We start from the raw sequence: 15807 nt of genomic DNA, 5'->3' as shown, positions 1-15807 counted from the left end.
TTATTTCTCTCCTTGTTCCTGCGCGTGCTCAATGTGGTGGTGGAGCTGTTCGATCCGTTGTTCGAGGAAGCGCCAACTCCTCCAGAACTCTTCGAGGTAATCGCCGCCCAGTGCGTTCAGTGAATAGACCTTGCGCGGCGGCCCCTTCTCGGACGGGATTTTCGCGACGTCGACGAGCCCGCGCTGCTCGATCCGGACCAGCAGTGCGTAGACGGTGCCCTCGACAATGTCGGAGAAACCCTGCTCACGCAGCCGCGCTGTGATCTCGTATCCGTATGCCGGCTGCACGGCCAGGATCGCCAGGACGATGCCTTCCAGCGTGCCCTTGAGCATCTCGGTCATCTGCTTGCCCATGAATCCTCCCTTGACCTACCTAGTAGTGCTGACTACTGGTACATAGTAAGCATGACTACCGGTAGATAGCAATACTGAATACCGCACTGGGAAGGGAGATTTACGGTCTAACCGATGATCGGTCGTTCTTCCGGCAGTTGGTAGAGCCTGGGGCGGGAGGAGAGTGCGATGGCTGAGGCGACAGTGATGGTGCCTATGCGACCGGTGTACATGAGGGCCATCAGGACCCATTCGGCGCTGGCGGGCAGATTGTAGGTGATACCGGTACTTAGGCCGACGGTGCCAAAAGCGGAGATCGATTCGAACAGCACCTTTTCGAGGCTGTAGTCGGTGAACATGAGAAGCAGCATGGTGCCGGTGACCACTGCGGCTACACCGAGCAAGGCAACAGTGAGCGCTTGCCGTTGTGAGGATGAGCTGATGGAGCGGTGCGCGATGGTGACCTGGTCGCGGCCGCGGATTTCGTTCCAGATCGCGAAGCCGAGCACCAGGAATGTGGTGACTTTGATGCCACCGGCTGTTCCTGCACTGCCGCCGCCGATAAACATCAGAACGTTGGTGACCATTAGGGTTTCCGGTGTCGCGAGGCCGTAGTCGATGCTGTTGAAACCGGCGGTTCGGGGGAAGACGCCCCCGGCCAGTGAACCGAGCAGCTTTCCTCCGAAACTTAAGGGGCCGAGGGTTTCAGGGCGGTTCCATTCGAATGCCGCGAACAGGGCGATACCGGCGGCCAGCAGCAGCAGTGTGCCATAAATCGTCAGGCGGAGGTGGACACTCCAGTTTTTGATCCTGGTTTCGCCTCTGATGAGTTGAATGATGACGGGGAAACCCAGTCCCCCGGCGACGATGGCTGCGCAGATGGGCACGATGATCCAGGGATCTTCGGCAAAGCCGATCAGGTTGTCACTGTAGAGGCCAAAGCCGGCATTGTTAAAAGCCGAGACGGCATGGAACATGCCGTGCCACAGGGCTGTGGCAGGGTTGTCGTCGTAGGCGATCCAGAAGCGGACTGTCAGGACCAGGGCTGTGACGGCCTCAAAAAGGATCATGATCCTGGCCACTCTGAACAGCACGGCCCGGACGTCGCCGAAGTTCAGGGTGTGGGTTTCGGATTGCGCCACGAGCTGGCCGCGTACGCCGATACTCCTGCGGACGAGGAGTGCCAGTAGGGTCGCCAGGGACATGATGCCGAACCCTCCCACCTGGATCAATCCGAGAATCACGCCTTGGCCGAACGGCGTCCAGAATGTTGCCGTGTCCACGGTGATCAGGCCGGTGACGCAGACAGCGGAGACAGAAGTGAAAAGAGCTGTTGTGAAGGTGTCGCCCTCGTCTCCGGTCCGCGACACTGGCAGCATCAGCAAAAGTGCGCCCACAATTATCACAGCCAGAAATGCCAGCGGCACCAAGCGGACCGGATGCAGCAGACCCCTCGCAAGGTACTCTCCTCCGTCGGCGAGACCCTGCAGTGTTCGACGGAGGATGGGATTCACTGTCATGCCGGGTCACCTCGTATTGATTCTGCTTCTGCTGCGATGTAGCCGATACCGTGTGGGCGCCCGACGGTCTTCCTGCGGGTACTCACCCGACGTGGATGCCCGGGCGGCGGGCGGGGTCAGGTTCGTTTTCGCGGATGATTTCCCGGACTACCGGGGCGGTATCGCCGCGTCCCAGGAGCAGGTAGCGCATCAGGTGGGCAAGGGGGTTGCCTTCGGACCATTCGAAGTAGGCGTGCGGACGGACGCCTGTGGCGTCACGCAGGGCCAGGAGGATCGCAGCTATGGCGTTGGGAGCGGCCGGGCTTTGGGCACGGAGAACCCGGTGGCCGTCTACTTCGACGCCGCGGACTTCCAACGTGTCGCTGAAGTCAGAAGGGTCCGTGATGTCAATTTCGAGGAAGATGACGTCGGCCGTCCCGGGTACCGGGTTGTTTTCGCGCTGGACTGCTTCTTTATCCGCGTATTCGGCACCGTTACGCGCTTGGGGACGGTTGGCGATGAGATTTATGCGTCCGTCGAACTCGAGGGTGTCGATGATGAAGCGGCGCGCCTCGTCGTCGAACTTAATATTGTCCACGCGCAGTTCGGTGGTACGGCTGACTCTGGAAACAAGCGAGACGGCGACGATGCCGAGAATAAAGAACCCGGAGATGGTGATGCCATCTGGTTTCTCGATAACGTTGGCCGCCAGGGCATAGAGCATCACCACAGTCAGGACAGTGAAGCCGATGGATGCGCTGCGTTGTTTCTTGCGGATGGCGGAAATGGTGACAGCGATGGCTCCGGATACCATCATGGCGAGGATTCCGGTGGCGTAGGCTCCGGCTTGAGCGTTGACGTCGGCGTTGAAACCGATGGTGATCAGGACACTGATGGCGGTATAGACGAGCACTACGGGGCGGACGGCGCGGGACCAGTCCGGCGCCATGCCGTAGGAGGGCAGGTACCGGGGGACGATATTGATCAGGCCTGCCATCGCGGAAGCGCCCGCGAACCAGAGGATCAGGATGCTGCTGATGTCGTAGACGGAGCCGAAGCCGTCACCGAGGCGCTCGTGGGCCAGGTATGCCAATGCCCGGCCGTTGGCTTCGCCTCCGGCCTGAAATTCCTCGGCGGGAATCAGCACGGTGGTGACGAAGCTGCTGCCCAGCAGGTACACGCTCATAATCAGTGCCGCCGCCGTGAGGAGCTTGCGGGTGTTCTTGATCCGGCTGGCCAGCCTTTCCTCGGGTGTGGTGCCCTTGGAAGCAACCAAGGGCATCATGCTGACACCGGTTTCGAAACCGGACAGGCCCAGGACGAGCAGGGGAAAAGCGACCAACGCTGGGCCGATGATCCCGCTGAAGCCGCCGCCGGAAGAGGTCAAAGCTTCGGTCCAGTTACCGAGTGATCCGGGGGTGGCAAAAATGTCTGCTATCCCTGCCCCGATGATGATGGCGTTCATCAGCAGGAAGACAGCCACAAGGGGAATTGCGACCGCGACGGCTTCGGAAAAGCCCATCAGGAACACCGCGCCCAGGATCAGGAGGAGAACCACGGTGATGGCGACAGCCTGCCCTTCAAGGAAAGGCGGCAGGTAAGGGTTTTCCAGCAGGTGCACCGTCGCGTCTGCCGCTGAAAGGGTGATGGTGATGATCCAGGAAGTGGCGACAAAGCCCAGCAGAACCAGCACGAAGATCTTCCCTTTCCAGAAGGGCAGGAGCCGCTCAAGCATCGCCACGGACCCTTGGCCATGCGGGCTCTCCTTGGCCACCCGCCGGTACATGGGCAGCATCCCGAGCAGGGTCAGGGCCACAATCAGCAGCGTCGCCAGCGGCGAGAGTGCACCGGCAGCAAGGGCTGCGATCCCGGGCAGATAGGACAGCGTGGAGAAGTAGTCCACCCCGGTCAGGCACATAACCTTCCACCAGCTCTGCTGCGTTGCATGAGCCTCAGACGTCTCCGGACCTACAGGCTGGTTTACCCGGTGTTCAAGCAACCACCTGACCAGGGGGCTGTCGGGTCTGGTCTTCTGTTCAGGCTTGGGGACGCTGGCAGGAATGGTGAATCGGGCTGAAGCCGTCAAGGAGATCACTTTCTGTACTGCCTGAAATGGGCACAACGGGGTACCTGTTTCAGGCGCGGCGCTGTGCTGATAACCACCGGACGGTAGCACTGGGCCGGACCTGCCAAGGCGTATTTCCGCGGATCCTTATGTTTTCTTAACGCCCTTCCCCTGCGGGAACTTGCTGAGGATGATAATCGGCGGGCTTCCGCGGGGACTGTCCTGGCTCATCCCACGTGTACCCAGGGCCGCTTGGTAACGTCCGACTCGGCTTCGCGCAGTACCTCACGGGTGACCGGCGCGATCTCACCTTCACCAAGGAAGAGGAACCGCAGCAGGTTCGCCACCGGATTTCCTTCAGTCCAGCGGAAGTAGATGTGGGGCATCAGGCCTGTTGCGTCGCGGATGTGGAAGAGCACCGAGGCGATGGTATTGGGCACCACGGGACCGTGAACCTCCAGGATGCGGTAGCCGTGTCGGACAACCCCGCGAACGTGGAGTTCTGTTTCAAAGTCGGAGGAATCGTCAACGATCACCTCAAGGAAGAGGGCCTCGTGTGCAAGGGGAAGATGGCTGACCTCGATCGCGGATATGAGTTTGTCCCGGTATGCCTCTGCGGATGTCCGGAGTGGCTCGTGGGCGATGATGGTTATCGGCCCGTCCAGGTTGGAGGACATAAACTCCAACGCCTCCTGGTCAAGGTGGACGCGGGTGGCGTGCAGCTCGAAAGAACGCCTGACACGGGACAGCAGGGACACAACAACAATTCCCAGAATGAACACGCCGGCAATCCTGATGCCCTCGGGGCGTTCAATAATGTTTGCCACGGTTGTGTACGTAAACACGACAGCGATGACTCCGAAGCCGATGGTTTGTTTGCGCTCCTTCCGCCGTCGCGCGGACAATGTTACGGCTACGGCTGCAGAGGTCATCAGCACCAGCACACCGGTGGCGTAGGCACCGCCCTGGGCATCGACGTCGGCCTCAAAGAGGTATGTAATCAGGAAGCCGACCATGGTGAACACGAGCACCAGCGGTCGCACAGCTTTGGCCCACTCGGGTGCCATGCCGTAGCGGGGCAGGTACCTGGGAACGAGGTTCAGGAGTCCGGCCATCGCGGAGGCGCCGGCGAACCACAGGATCGCGATGGTGCTGATGTCATAGACGGTGCCGAACCCTACGCCGAGGTATTCGTGAGCGAGGTAGGCCAGGGCGCGGCCGTTCGCCTGGCCGCCGTCCTGGAATTCGTGCTCGGGGATGAGCACCACCGTAATGAAGCTGGTGGTGATCAGGAAGGAACTCATGATCACCGCGGCGGTGGTCAGCATGCGCCGGGTTCCGCGGATGCGCCCTGTTGGGTTGTCCTCGGTGTCATCCGCATCTCCCCGGACCTGGGGCATCACAGCCACGCCGGTTTCGAAGCCCGACAGCCCTAGTGCCAGCTTCGGGAACACAATGAGTGCAACGGCGACGGCCATCAGCGGGTTGCCGTGGGACGTCCACAGGGTTGTCCACCAGTCCCCGACGGCGACGGGATGGTTGATGACGCCAACGATCGTTACTGCCACCACCACAGCATTGAGGCCAAGATAGATGATGACCAGGACGACGGCGACGTTGATGGCTTCCTTGAATCCGCGCAGGAACACCGCTGCCAGGAGAGCGAGCAGGAAAAGTGTGACGAGGACGTTCTGACCATGAAGCCAGCCGGGGACGATCGGGTTCTCGATCAGGTGGGCGCTGGCATCAGCGGCCGACAGCGTCATGGTGATCATGAAGTCCGTGGCAGCGAACCCCAGGAGTACAAGGACGAAGAGCTTGCCACCCCAGCGTGGCAGCAGGCGCTCCAGCATCGCGATGGACCCCTCCCCGCGAGGGCTTTCCCGTGCGACTCGCCGGTAGACAGGCAATGCGCCGAACAAGGTGACCGCTACCAGCACGAGTGTGGCCAGCGGAGAAATAACACCCGCAGCCAGGGCAGCGATGGCCGGCTGGTAGCCGAGGGTGGAGAAGTAGTCCACACCTGTCAGGCACATCACCTGCCACCAGGAATGCTTCTTTTCCTGCTGCGAGGTCACGCCGCCGGGACCCTGGTGGCTGCCTTTGCTGTCCTGGAGTCCGAAGAGCAGCCAACTTTTGACTGCTGCCTTGCCGCTTGGCTGCTGAGCCGAGGGGTCAGCCGGCGGCCTGCTTAAAGTGGTCACTGGTTCCTTTCCGTGCGGCGCACCAAGCACCGCGACCAGAGCCGAAACTAGCAGCGGCAGGGAACCGGAATTTCGGAAAGGGGAGTTTTTTGATGAATCCTTTACGCCTGTATTCTCCGGGAATGCACCACTCACAAGGACGGCACGTAGCCCCGGTCAGGGCTCGAAGCGGTATCCCATACCGGCTTCGGTGAGCAGGTGCCTGGGCCGGGCGGGATCGGCTTCCAGTTTGCGGCGGAGTTGTCCCATATAGACGCGGAGGTACTGGGTTTCACTCCCGTACGCGGGACCCCAGATCTTTTTCAGCATCTGCTGCTGGGTGATAAGGCGCCCCGGGTTGCGGACCAGGAGTTGCAGGATGGCCCACTCCCGCGGAGTCAGACGCACTAACTCGCCGTCCCTGATGACCTTCCGATTGATCAGGTCAACACTGAAGCCACTGGCCTCGACGACGCTGAGCTGTTCGCCGCCGTCGGAGGCCGTGAGGCGCCGTTCCGCGACGCGCAGCCGGGCAAGGAGCTCGTCGAGGCCGAAGGGTTTGGTGACATAGTCATCCGCCCCGGCGTCCAAGGCCCGGACCTTGTCCTCGGATCCGTGCCTGGCGGACAGCACGATGATTGGGGTGCCGGCCGTGCGGCGGACCCTGGTGATGACGTCCACGCCATTGATATCGGGCAGTCCAAGGTCAAGGACTATGAGGTCAGGATGGTGGTTTTCCGCGTGCTGGAGCGCTGTCATTCCGTCGAGGGCGACCAGGACCTGATATCCCTCTGCCTGAAGGTTGACCTGGAGTGCGCGGAGCAGCTGCGGTTCGTCATCCACCACAAGAACTGTTCTCATGAGGCACTTCCGGCGGAGAGGGGCAGGCGGATGATCATGGTCAGCCCGCCCCCCGGGGTTGGTTCTGCCGTCAACGTTCCGCCCATCGCTTCGGTGAAACCCTTGGCAACGGCCAGTCCGAGCCCGATCCCTAGACCTTCCGGAGCGTCGTCGAGGCGCTGGAAAGGCAGGAACATGGCAATGACGTCAGTGGCCGGGACGCCTTGGCCATGGTCCACAACCCGCAGTTCACCGCAGGGCCGCCCATCGACGGTGCCAACCACGGAAGCGCTCGAGGGTCCCAGAATGACGACGTCGGACTCGGGCGCGTATTTGAGGGCGTTCTCCACGATGTTGGCAATGACCCTCTCCAGCATGCCCAGATCGGCGTCAACCGCCGGCATGTTCGGGGCCAGTTCCACGCGCAAGCGTCCGGCGGGTATTCCCCGCAGCGAGTCTTCGATGGCATCGCGCCAAGTGACTGGAGCGGTCTGCGGCGTGATGGCGTCGCTGGAGATCCTGGACATGTCCAGTAGATTCCCGATGAGAGCCTCCAAGCGGTCCGAGTACGAGTCGATGGTATGCAGCATCTCGGCCTGGACCTCTTCCGGCAACCGGGATTGCTGCCGCTGGAGGGCGGTGACTGCCAGTTTGATTCCTGCCAGCGGTGTCCGCAGGTCATGGCTGACGGCACGCAGGATTGCAGTCCTGATCTTGTTCCCCTCGGCAAGCTTCGTCGTTTGCTCGAGGCTTCGCTTGAGTGCCTGCCGTTGTTGCAGCAGGAGAAGGTGTGCCCCGTGGGCTGACAGGAGCCGGCGCTCCCCGGCAGTGAGGGTTCTGCCGGACACGACCACGGCGGTCACCGGATCAGCCAGTTCAGTAGTTTCTGTACCGGAGTCCGGGGTTCCCGGAGGGAGGGGCGGGGCGTCGCCGGCATACGCCTTCAAGTCCCACTCCTCCTGGTTTGCGGCGGCCCCTCTCGTGAACAGCCCGGCCGATCGGACGCGAAAGGTTTCCCGGACTTTTTCAAGAAATGCTCCAACGGTGTCGTCCGCTAACAGAGCACCGCGGGCCAAATCAGCAAGCGTGGCTGCCTCCGCACGGGCGAGGGCGGCCTCACGCGATCGTTTCGCGGAGATGCCCACCACCAGGGACACGGCCACTGCCACACCCAGGAAAACCACAAGGGCAAAGAGGTTTTGGGGATCATCGATGCTGAATGTGCCTATGGGTCCCGTCTCAAAATAGTTGATCAACAGTGAGTCCAGGATCGCTGCAACCACGGCCGGCCAGAGGCCTCCGATGAAGGCCACAGCTATAACGCCCGTCAGGTGAACCAACACGTGCGTCGCAAGGTTCAGCTCCGGGCCAAGGGACATCAACGCCGTGGCCAGGACCGGAAAAAGTACTGCCAGCAAAAAACCCAGGCCCGTTCTGGTCCGGCCCAGGAGCCCGGGCACCCGCCGTGGCAGTGACCGGGGTGCCCAGGGGTGCGTCACCATGTGGACATCAATGTCACCTGAGTCCCGGACCACCTTGGCCGCCACGCCGCCGCCCAGGAACCTTTTGAAACCGCGGGACACGCCCACCACGATCTGGGTGGCGTTCACGTCGCGGGCAAACTCAAGCAGGCCGTCGGCCGGGTCATCAACGGCCACCGTGTGGTAACTTCCGCCGAGTTCGGTCACCAGGCGGTGCTGGATCTCCAGGTCCTGCAAAGACTCTGCGGCTGCACTGTCAGCACGGCGGGCATGAACCGCCAGCAGATCGCCGCCGCTGACCCTGGACAGGATCCTGGATGCGCGGCGGATGAGCACTTCCCCCTCGGGGCCTCCGCTGAGTCCGACAACCACGCGTTCGCGTGCGGGCCAGCTGGTGCGGATGCCCTCCACCTCCCGGTACTTCGCAAGTCCTTCATCCACCCTGTCGGCAAGCCAGATAAGGGCGATCTCCCGGAGCGCCGAGAGGTTGCCGAGCCTGAACTCGTTGGCGAGCGCAGTGTCGATCATGTCCGGCGGATAGACGTTGCCTTCTGACAACCGTTGCCGCAGCAACTCGGGGGAAACATCGACCAGCTCGATCTGGTCGGCCCTCCTCACAACGTCATCAGGCACCGTTTCAGGCTGGGGGACCTCCGTTATGGCGGATACAACATCACCAAGCGACGTCAGCTGCTGGATATCCATCGTCGAAAGGACATCGATGCCGGCGGCCAGGAGCTCCTCCACGTCCTGCCAGCGCTTTTCGTTGCGGCTCCCGGACGCGTTGTTTCGCCCATATTCGTCAACGATGGCCACCTCAGGATGGCGGGCCAGGACGCCGTCGACGTCCATTTCGCCGGCGTCCGATTCCGGCTGCGCATCCCCTGCCCCAGCGGCAGCGGCCGGTATGGCTTCCAGCCCTGTCAACAGATTTCGCGTCTGCGGCCGGCCCTTGTCATACGCGGCGGCCACCACAACATCCCGTCCGGCGGCCACGAGATGATGGGCTTCCTGCAACATGGCATACGTTTTGCCGGCACCTGGAGCTGCGCCCAGGAAAATGCGAAGAGAGCCCCGTGACATCCTCACATTCTGTCAGCCCTGACTGGGGGACGCGTCCGTTTCTACTGGCGCAGACTTGGGGACCGGCGCTTCGGCGCCAAAGCTCCCGAGCAGCGTAAGGGAATCGGCCGACGGCGACCCCGGCTTGGCGGAAAACACCCGCAGCACCTGATCCGGGTCATCCAGGCGTGCCAAATCTTCGAAGTTCAGTTCCAGGTCTCCAACGATCGGGTGATGGAGGCGGACTACACCGGCCGATCCTTTGGCCACGCGGTGTCCTGCCCACCACTGGCGGAAGTGCTCGCTGCGCACCGCGAGTTCGCCCACCAGCTGATTGGCCCGGGGATCGTTGGGATGCCGTCCGACGTCCGAGCGGAGAGTTCCCACGGCTTCGGACGCGACCGCCTTCCAGTCCCGGAAAAGCTCCCGTGCGGACGGATCGAGGATAAGCCAGCGGGTGAGGTTCCGCTCCGTTTCCGGCATGGCCGGGAAGTCGGCAAGCAAAAGGAACGCAAGAGGATTTCCGGCCAGAACATCGGTCCGGCGCCCCAGGACCAGGGCCGGCACATTTCCCACGGCGTCGAGAAGCTGCAGCAGCGCAGGACGAACGCCCTGTACCGGTAGCGGCAAGGACTCCTCACAGTTTTCGAGGAGGTCGATCATGTGGGTGTATTCGCCCGGACTCAGCCTCAGTGCGCGGGCTACCGAATCCAGCACCGCCCGGGAGGGATGGATGTTCCTGCCCTGTTCGAGCCGGGTGTAGTAATCAGTGCTGACATCGGCCAAGCCCGCGATCTCCTCGCGCCGCAGGCCAGGCACACGGCGGGCACCCGACGTCGTGTTGATCCCGGCTTGCTCCGGACTCAACCGTGACCGCATCGCCTTGAGGAACTTTCCAAACTCCACGCTCTGACCCATGGTTTCCATTGTCCATGGCCCGACTCGTGATTCTGGCAACTCCGTTGAAGCGCTTGGGGCTTCCTTAGCTCAGCTTTGGTTCTCCCATCTCCGGTACACCCTCAGCCCATCACTGTGAAGGAACAGTGCCCGGCCCTGTCCTTCGTCCTGCTGCAGCCAGAGGACGCTGCCATCCATGGCGAGCATGTCGATCCGGCCAGACGTTATGACTCGTCCGTGCCTGTGGATCTCCACTTCATCCGTGCGGGAAAGTGTTGACCAGTTGAGAACAGGTTCAGGCGTCCGGGGTCCAGTGTGGGTCTTAGCCGTGCGAGAGCGGATGTCCATCTCGGTGATCCTTCATCTAGTGCGGTTCGGCAGAAAGTTCTTCCGGGTAGTTATAGAAGGAGGCAGGGCGACCATTTGGTCACCCTGCCTCCCTTTGCATGCTGCGCTGTTCGCGCGCCCGTCCTTCGGGCTACCTGTTGCGATGGAGTGCGGGAACGGCAGCACGCTCACCGGACAATGAGTCCGGCAGCCATGGCGTTCGGTCAGAGTTTGTCAGACCGGACAGCGAGTACGGGACAAGTGGCGTCCAGCAATATGCGCTGTACGGTGCTTCCCAGGATGAGCTTGCCGACCATGGACCGATGCCTCAGTCCAATGACAATCATTTCGGCGTTGCGGTCCTGTGCGATCTGGATGACCGCGTCCCCCGGATCTGCCAGGATGGAGGATTCGATCGTCAGTGCGAGCCCGGCATCGGTGAGTTGGCCCTCCAGCTCCTGCAGTTCCTGCTCATCCAGGTCGTGGTGGCCACGGCCAACATTGACGATGAGCAGGTCTGACTTCCGCAGATGGGCTTCCTTGATCCCCTCCGTCAACGCCTCCCTGCCTTCGGGAGCGGGTGCGTAGGCTACGAGTACGGTCATTCTTGATTCTCCAATGGCTTTCGATGGGCAGTGCTTCGGACGCTAGACGATTGTGTTGAGCCATCCCTGCGGAAGGTCGATGGGCAGGAGCGATGGCAGTGCCAGGAGTACGACGTACAGCACCAGGGTATAAACGACGGCCGTCTTGACCCGGGCCCGTGCCACGATCAGCAGGAACGCCGGGATAAAGATCGTGACTGCAATCAGGTATCCGAAGGCGGCCGTGAGAGCCAGGAAGCCTGTCATCCATAGGAAGGTCTTCAACGCGAACTTTGCATCAAGGGTCCAACCTGCCTTCGTGGTCTGTGTGTCAAGGATCCCCTCTGCCTCCGCCGCAAGGGTCGCATCTGCTTTCGGGGTTCTGTCGCGAAGCCTTCTCCGGGTCTCAATGAAGAGCAGGATGCCGGAGAAGATCAGGCCTCCGGTGCTCACCAGCTGGGGGACCAGCCTGGCTTCCGGTGAGAATGAGAAGGACGCGATGAAGGCCGCGGCGAAGGCGACGAAGAAGATTCCTGATGCTACGAGGGACCAGGTTGAATTCTTCAGCGGGGCTTCGTCGTCCTCGGGCTGCTCGTCGCGGTGTCCGTCGTCGACATTGGTGTGGCGACGGGCGCGGATGAACTTAATGAACGCCCAGATCATCGGCAGGATCAGGATTGCCAGGAAGAACAGAACACCGGGGCGGGCCATCCAGTCGAAGCCTTCGTACAGGCTGTCGGTGAGGAAGTAGTAGCGTTCCAGCGGGATTGCCAGGACGAAGCCGATCAGGAAAGGTGCCCGGGGGAAGCCTGTCGATTTCAGCAGCCAGCCGAAAGCGCCGAGGACGATCATGATCCAGAGGTCGCCGAGCTGGCCGCCTTCCTGGAATGATCCCAGGAGCATGATGGCTACGAGGCCTGCCGCCAGTACAGCGAAGGGGACCTTCGTCAGCTTGGCGAGCTGCTTGACGCTGAGGAAGCAGAGCAGCGCGCCAAGAACGGAGGCGATGGCGAATGACCAGACGATCAGGTACATAAGGTCGAGGTGCTCGGTAATGATGGACGGGCCGGGCTGGATACCGTAGGTGAGGAGCATTCCGAGAAGCATCGCGGAGGGGACCCCGCCAGGGATGCCGAACAGCAGGGTGGGGATCAGGTCGCCGGCCTCCACGGAGTTGTTGGCGCTTTCAGGGCCCACGATGCCGCGGGGGTCGCCCTTGCCGAACTGCCGCTTATCCTTTGCCGTTGCGACGGCCTGGCCGTAGGCCATCCAGGTTCCTGCCGTGGCGCCGACGCCGGGCAGGACGCCGGCCCAGATGCCGATGAGTGCTCCGCGGATGACCTGAGTCCAGTGGGTGAGCCACTCTCGGATGCCTTGTCCCCAGCCGCCGCCGAGGGTGATGACTTGCTTTTGTCCACGGCGTTGGCTGGCGCGGGACGCAATTTCGGCCAGTCCAAAGACACCAAGGGCTACAGCAACGAGGGACAGGCCGTCGCCGAGGAACAGACTGCCGAACGTAAAGCGCTCCTCCGCCGTAGTCGGTGACGTCCCGACCATCCCGAGGATCAGGCCAAGGAGGCCTGCGGAGACTCCCTTGATGATATTTCCCCGGGAAAGGACGGCGGCAAGAGCCACACCGAGGACGGTCAGCATGAAGAGCTCGGGACTGGCAAAGGAAAGGACCAGAGGCCGGGCCAACGGGATGGCCAAGGTCAGACCGACGGCGCCGATGATGCCGCCGGCCATGGAGGACAGGAACGCCAGCGTTAGGGCCCGCGCCGCTTGTCCTTTCTTTGCCATGGCGTATCCGTCGAGCATGGTCACGCTGGCTGAGGCGGAGCCGGGGGCGCCGAGCAATACCGCCGAGACGGTGTCCGAGGTATGAACTACGGCCAGGGCGCCGATCAGGAGTGCCAGGGCCTGGGGCGGTTCCATTCCGAACGTGATGGGCAGAAGGATCGCGACGGCGCCCGTCCCGCCGAGTCCGGGGATGAGGCCCATGATCAGGCCGGCGACGGTGCCGATCAGGAGCATGATGAGCAGGGAGGGGTCAGCGAGCGATGCCAGCGCTGCCATTGCGGAGTCAAGCATGATGGTCCTTACTCAACGTGGATGTTGTATTTGCTCGCGAGCAGCCCTGTGACATAGGACCGGACGGAGCCGCTGACTTTGTAGGCGTCCCGGACGCGGTCGGCTGTGCCGGGGTCCGCAACCAGGGGGTAGCCGCCGAGCACTTTGGCGGCCTTCTCTTGGAATCCTTTGTCTTCTCCGAGTTTTTCGCTGGACTGGCGCAGCAGCTCGTAGGCGCTTTCGGGGGTCTCTTGTGGAACCCAGAGTCCTTTTTGGTAGGTGTAGGTCAGTCCGAGCAGGGTCTTGTAGGCCTCGTACTTTTCGCCCGAGGGTTTCTTGCCGTGGAGCGTTTCGTATGCTTCGGCCACCGTGGGCACGTCAGGGAAGTTGGGGTCACGGACGACGTCACCGGCTTCGTTCAGCTGGCCGAAGGACATCAGGACGACGGCTTTGCCTTCCTTGACGATGCCTGCGACGGCGGAGCCGTAGGCGGAGGTCGTCTGGTAGTCCAGGTCGATTTCCCCGCGCTGAAGGGCAAGGTTGACAGGGCCCCGGCCCTCGAACCCGAAGGTGCTTGTCACATCGGCTTCGAGCAAGTCGAAGGCTACCAGGGTGGTGATGTCCAGGCCTGTGGCGCTGATACCGCCGAACTCGAGCGGCTGGTCCCTGTTGATCAGGTCTTCCAAACCGGCCACCCCTGCTTCGGCACGGGCGTAGATGACTCCGCCGGTGCCGTTCACAACCACAGGCTTAAGGTCTTCGAAGGAGTACTTCACGGCCGAACGTCCCAGAACCCACGGCACCACGGTTGAGGCCGTGCCAACCAGGATCTCCGTGCCATCGGTCTTGGCTGAGCGGGCGAATCTGTTAGTGCCCAGAATGCCTTCGCCGCCGGCGTCGTTCACGGGTGCAAAACCGGGCCGGCCTGGAACATAGTTAGTCAGTTCAGTGCCGATGAACCGCGCCCAGGTATCTGTTCCGCCGCCTGAGGCCAGGGGAATCAGGAATTCGAGGGTTTCGCCGCTGAAGTCGCCATCTTCGGTGCTGGAGGGCGGGTTCAGCAAACTTCCACCCAGGACGGTGGTCGCGGTGCCCAGCAGCGCGAAGGCGCCTACGGCTGTAAGGATGGTGCGCCGGGAGTGCTTGGGCGGATCAGGCTGTTCGCCTTGCCCTTCGCTACTTTCCGGAGAAAGCCCGGGCGGTTCCAAGGATGACATTTTGCTCGTCATTGAGAAATCCTTTGGTTAGGGCCTACCTCAATGCAACACCACTCCGGCGTCAATAAGAGGTCAGCCTGTTGTTTTTGTGTTCCGCTTACCAGGACTCTGGCAGCAGCAGTTCGGCGTCCGCGATGAGGCGGGCGCTCCGAATGGTTCCGACGACTGGCACGCCGTCGCGTATCTCCGCCCATGTCTGGACGATGCCGGCCGGAGTGCGCATGATCAGCCCGGATGAAGGATCAGTTGTGAGGAGGTCTCTGACCACCGTGCCTTCTTGCTGCGCGGCCATGGTCAGTGCGACGCTCCCCGTGATAGCCAAGGCCGGATGAAGCCTTCCCATAGACAGCATCCTCACGTTGAGGTCAGCTTCGTCGTCCTGGGACGCTTTGCTGACCAGTGCCAGCTTCGGTATCGCCCGTGCGGCTTCAGCTCTTGTGGCCGCAAGTCCCATCCGAACGGCGGCATCCCTGCGAACGTCGTCCAAATGGACAAGGAGTGCAGCCTGGCTGTCGATGTCTGCGGCCGTCTCTGTACCGGTGAGGCCGATGGACTCCGCGTCCAGAATGATCAGGGGAGCACCTGCATCGATGAGCGTGGCCGAAACTTCACGCCCGTCGAATGTCACTTTCTCCACCGGTTCGCCGGTCGGGAACAGTTTTCCGGTGGTCCTCCCGGCTGGGTCCAGGAATCCCATGCCCACCGACAGCCCGGGGAACGGAACTCCGGGAATCATCTGGGTGCCTGGATCCTGAAGTTTGCCGTCCGGCGTCGGAACCTTCTGAAGGATGAGCTGGTCGGTGTTGGTGTTCAGCGTTCGGACCGATGTGTTCTCCTGGCCGGGAGCCACCCAACCGCGTTGGATTGCGTACGGGGCAACTACGGCTGAGCAGTTGCCGCAATTGCTGCCCCAGTCCACCCGCTGCTCGTCAATGGCAACCTGTGCGAAGGTGTAGTCGACATCGGCCTCTTCGCTGAGGGATCGGGACAGGATGACTGCTTTGCTGGTGGTGGACGTTCCGCCTCCGACACCGTCTACCTGACGGTTGTCGGGGCTGCCGAAAAGACGCAGAAGAACTTCATCCACTGTTTTCCCGGGAACCTGCAGGTTGTCCCACTCAAACACCCAGCATTTGCTGGTTCCGCCCCGCATCCACGCCGCTGGGATCTTGAACATATTTGCTTTCACACCTTCCCTGGCCCTTTATTTGGGGCTCGCAAGCCCTGTCGGCTGGTCTCAGTGTGATCC

General features: G+C 62.0%; 12 protein-coding genes. All 12 read right to left on the bottom strand.

The genetic code is table 11. The features are described 5' to 3' along the window. Positions 1-354, bottom strand: a complete 354-nt coding sequence (locus MU551_RS18785; protein ID WP_247047732.1) for a PadR family transcriptional regulator — start codon at positions 352-354, stop codon at positions 1-3. A 107-nt stretch (positions 355-461) separates the two neighbouring features. After that, a complete protein-coding gene (locus MU551_RS18780; protein ID WP_247047724.1) occupies positions 462-1853 on the bottom strand; it encodes a TrkH family potassium uptake protein in 1392 nt (463 codons plus the stop codon). An 82-nt stretch (positions 1854-1935) separates the two neighbouring features. Continuing rightward, entirely contained in the window at positions 1936-3918 is a 1983-nt protein-coding gene (locus MU551_RS18775) for an APC family permease (RefSeq protein WP_281507312.1), read from the bottom strand. Between the two features lie 206 nt (positions 3919-4124). Further along, a complete protein-coding gene (locus MU551_RS18770) occupies positions 4125-6101 on the bottom strand; it encodes an APC family permease (protein ID WP_247047720.1) in 1977 nt (658 codons plus the stop codon). 156 nt (positions 6102-6257) lie between these two features. After that, positions 6258-6941 (bottom strand): response regulator, encoded by a 684-nt coding sequence (locus MU551_RS18765; RefSeq protein ID WP_247047718.1) that lies wholly within the window; start codon positions 6939-6941, stop codon positions 6258-6260. After that, the gene (locus MU551_RS18760) at positions 6938-9484 is read right to left on the bottom strand and encodes a DUF4118 domain-containing protein (protein ID WP_247047716.1); all 2547 of its coding nucleotides are present in this window, start codon (positions 9482-9484) and stop codon (positions 6938-6940) included. Before MU551_RS18760 ends, MU551_RS18765 begins: the two co-directional genes overlap by 4 nt. Before the next feature lie 12 nt (positions 9485-9496). Beyond that, positions 9497-10381: a helix-turn-helix domain-containing protein gene (locus MU551_RS18755; RefSeq protein ID WP_247047714.1), complete on the bottom strand. Its 885-nt coding sequence runs from the start codon at positions 10379-10381 to the stop codon at positions 9497-9499. A 69-nt stretch (positions 10382-10450) separates the two neighbouring features. Further along, complete coding sequence (locus tag MU551_RS18750; RefSeq protein ID WP_247047711.1) at positions 10451-10708, bottom strand: hypothetical protein; 258 nt, start codon at positions 10706-10708, stop codon at positions 10451-10453. A gap of 203 nt (positions 10709-10911) precedes the next feature. Continuing rightward, a complete protein-coding gene (locus MU551_RS18745) occupies positions 10912-11292 on the bottom strand; it encodes a universal stress protein (RefSeq protein WP_247047709.1) in 381 nt (126 codons plus the stop codon). 42 nt (positions 11293-11334) lie between these two features. Continuing rightward, the gene (locus tag MU551_RS18740; protein WP_247047701.1) at positions 11335-13362 is read right to left on the bottom strand and encodes a tripartite tricarboxylate transporter permease; all 2028 of its coding nucleotides are present in this window, start codon (positions 13360-13362) and stop codon (positions 11335-11337) included. 8 nt (positions 13363-13370) lie between these two features. Continuing rightward, entirely contained in the window at positions 13371-14570 is a 1200-nt protein-coding gene (locus tag MU551_RS18735; protein WP_247047699.1) for a Bug family tripartite tricarboxylate transporter substrate binding protein, read from the bottom strand. An 85-nt stretch (positions 14571-14655) separates the two neighbouring features. Continuing rightward, positions 14656-15735, bottom strand: coding sequence for a PrpF domain-containing protein (locus MU551_RS18730; protein WP_247047658.1), 1080 nt, complete (start codon positions 15733-15735; stop codon positions 14656-14658). Between the last annotated feature and the right edge of the window lie 72 nt (positions 15736-15807).

This window comes from Arthrobacter rhizosphaerae (genome assembly GCF_023062595.1).
Lineage (GTDB): Bacteria > Actinomycetota > Actinomycetes > Actinomycetales > Micrococcaceae > Arthrobacter > Arthrobacter rhizosphaerae.
Note: the sequence above shows the minus strand (reverse complement) of the source record. Positions and strands in the feature narration are given on the sequence as shown.

Coding starts and splice junctions, on each gene's coding strand:
- MU551_RS18785 (WP_247047732.1), bottom strand. CDS start 354: ATGGGCAAGCAGATGACCGAGATGCTCAAGGGCACGCTGGAAGGCATC.
- MU551_RS18780 (WP_247047724.1), bottom strand. CDS start 1,853: ATGACAGTGAATCCCATCCTCCGTCGAACACTGCAGGGTCTCGCCGAC.
- MU551_RS18765 (WP_247047718.1), bottom strand. CDS start 6,941: ATGAGAACAGTTCTTGTGGTGGATGACGAACCGCAGCTGCTCCGCGCA.
- MU551_RS18760 (WP_247047716.1), bottom strand. CDS start 9,484: ATGTCACGGGGCTCTCTTCGCATTTTCCTGGGCGCAGCTCCAGGTGCC.
- MU551_RS18755 (WP_247047714.1), bottom strand. CDS start 10,381: ATGGGTCAGAGCGTGGAGTTTGGAAAGTTCCTCAAGGCGATGCGGTCA.
- MU551_RS18750 (WP_247047711.1), bottom strand. CDS start 10,708: ATGGACATCCGCTCTCGCACGGCTAAGACCCACACTGGACCCCGGACG.
- MU551_RS18745 (WP_247047709.1), bottom strand. CDS start 11,292: ATGACCGTACTCGTAGCCTACGCACCCGCTCCCGAAGGCAGGGAGGCG.
- MU551_RS18740 (WP_247047701.1), bottom strand. CDS start 13,362: ATGCTTGACTCCGCAATGGCAGCGCTGGCATCGCTCGCTGACCCCTCC.
- MU551_RS18735 (WP_247047699.1), bottom strand. CDS start 14,570: ATGACGAGCAAAATGTCATCCTTGGAACCGCCCGGGCTTTCTCCGGAA.
- MU551_RS18730 (WP_247047658.1), bottom strand. CDS start 15,735: ATGTTCAAGATCCCAGCGGCGTGGATGCGGGGCGGAACCAGCAAATGC.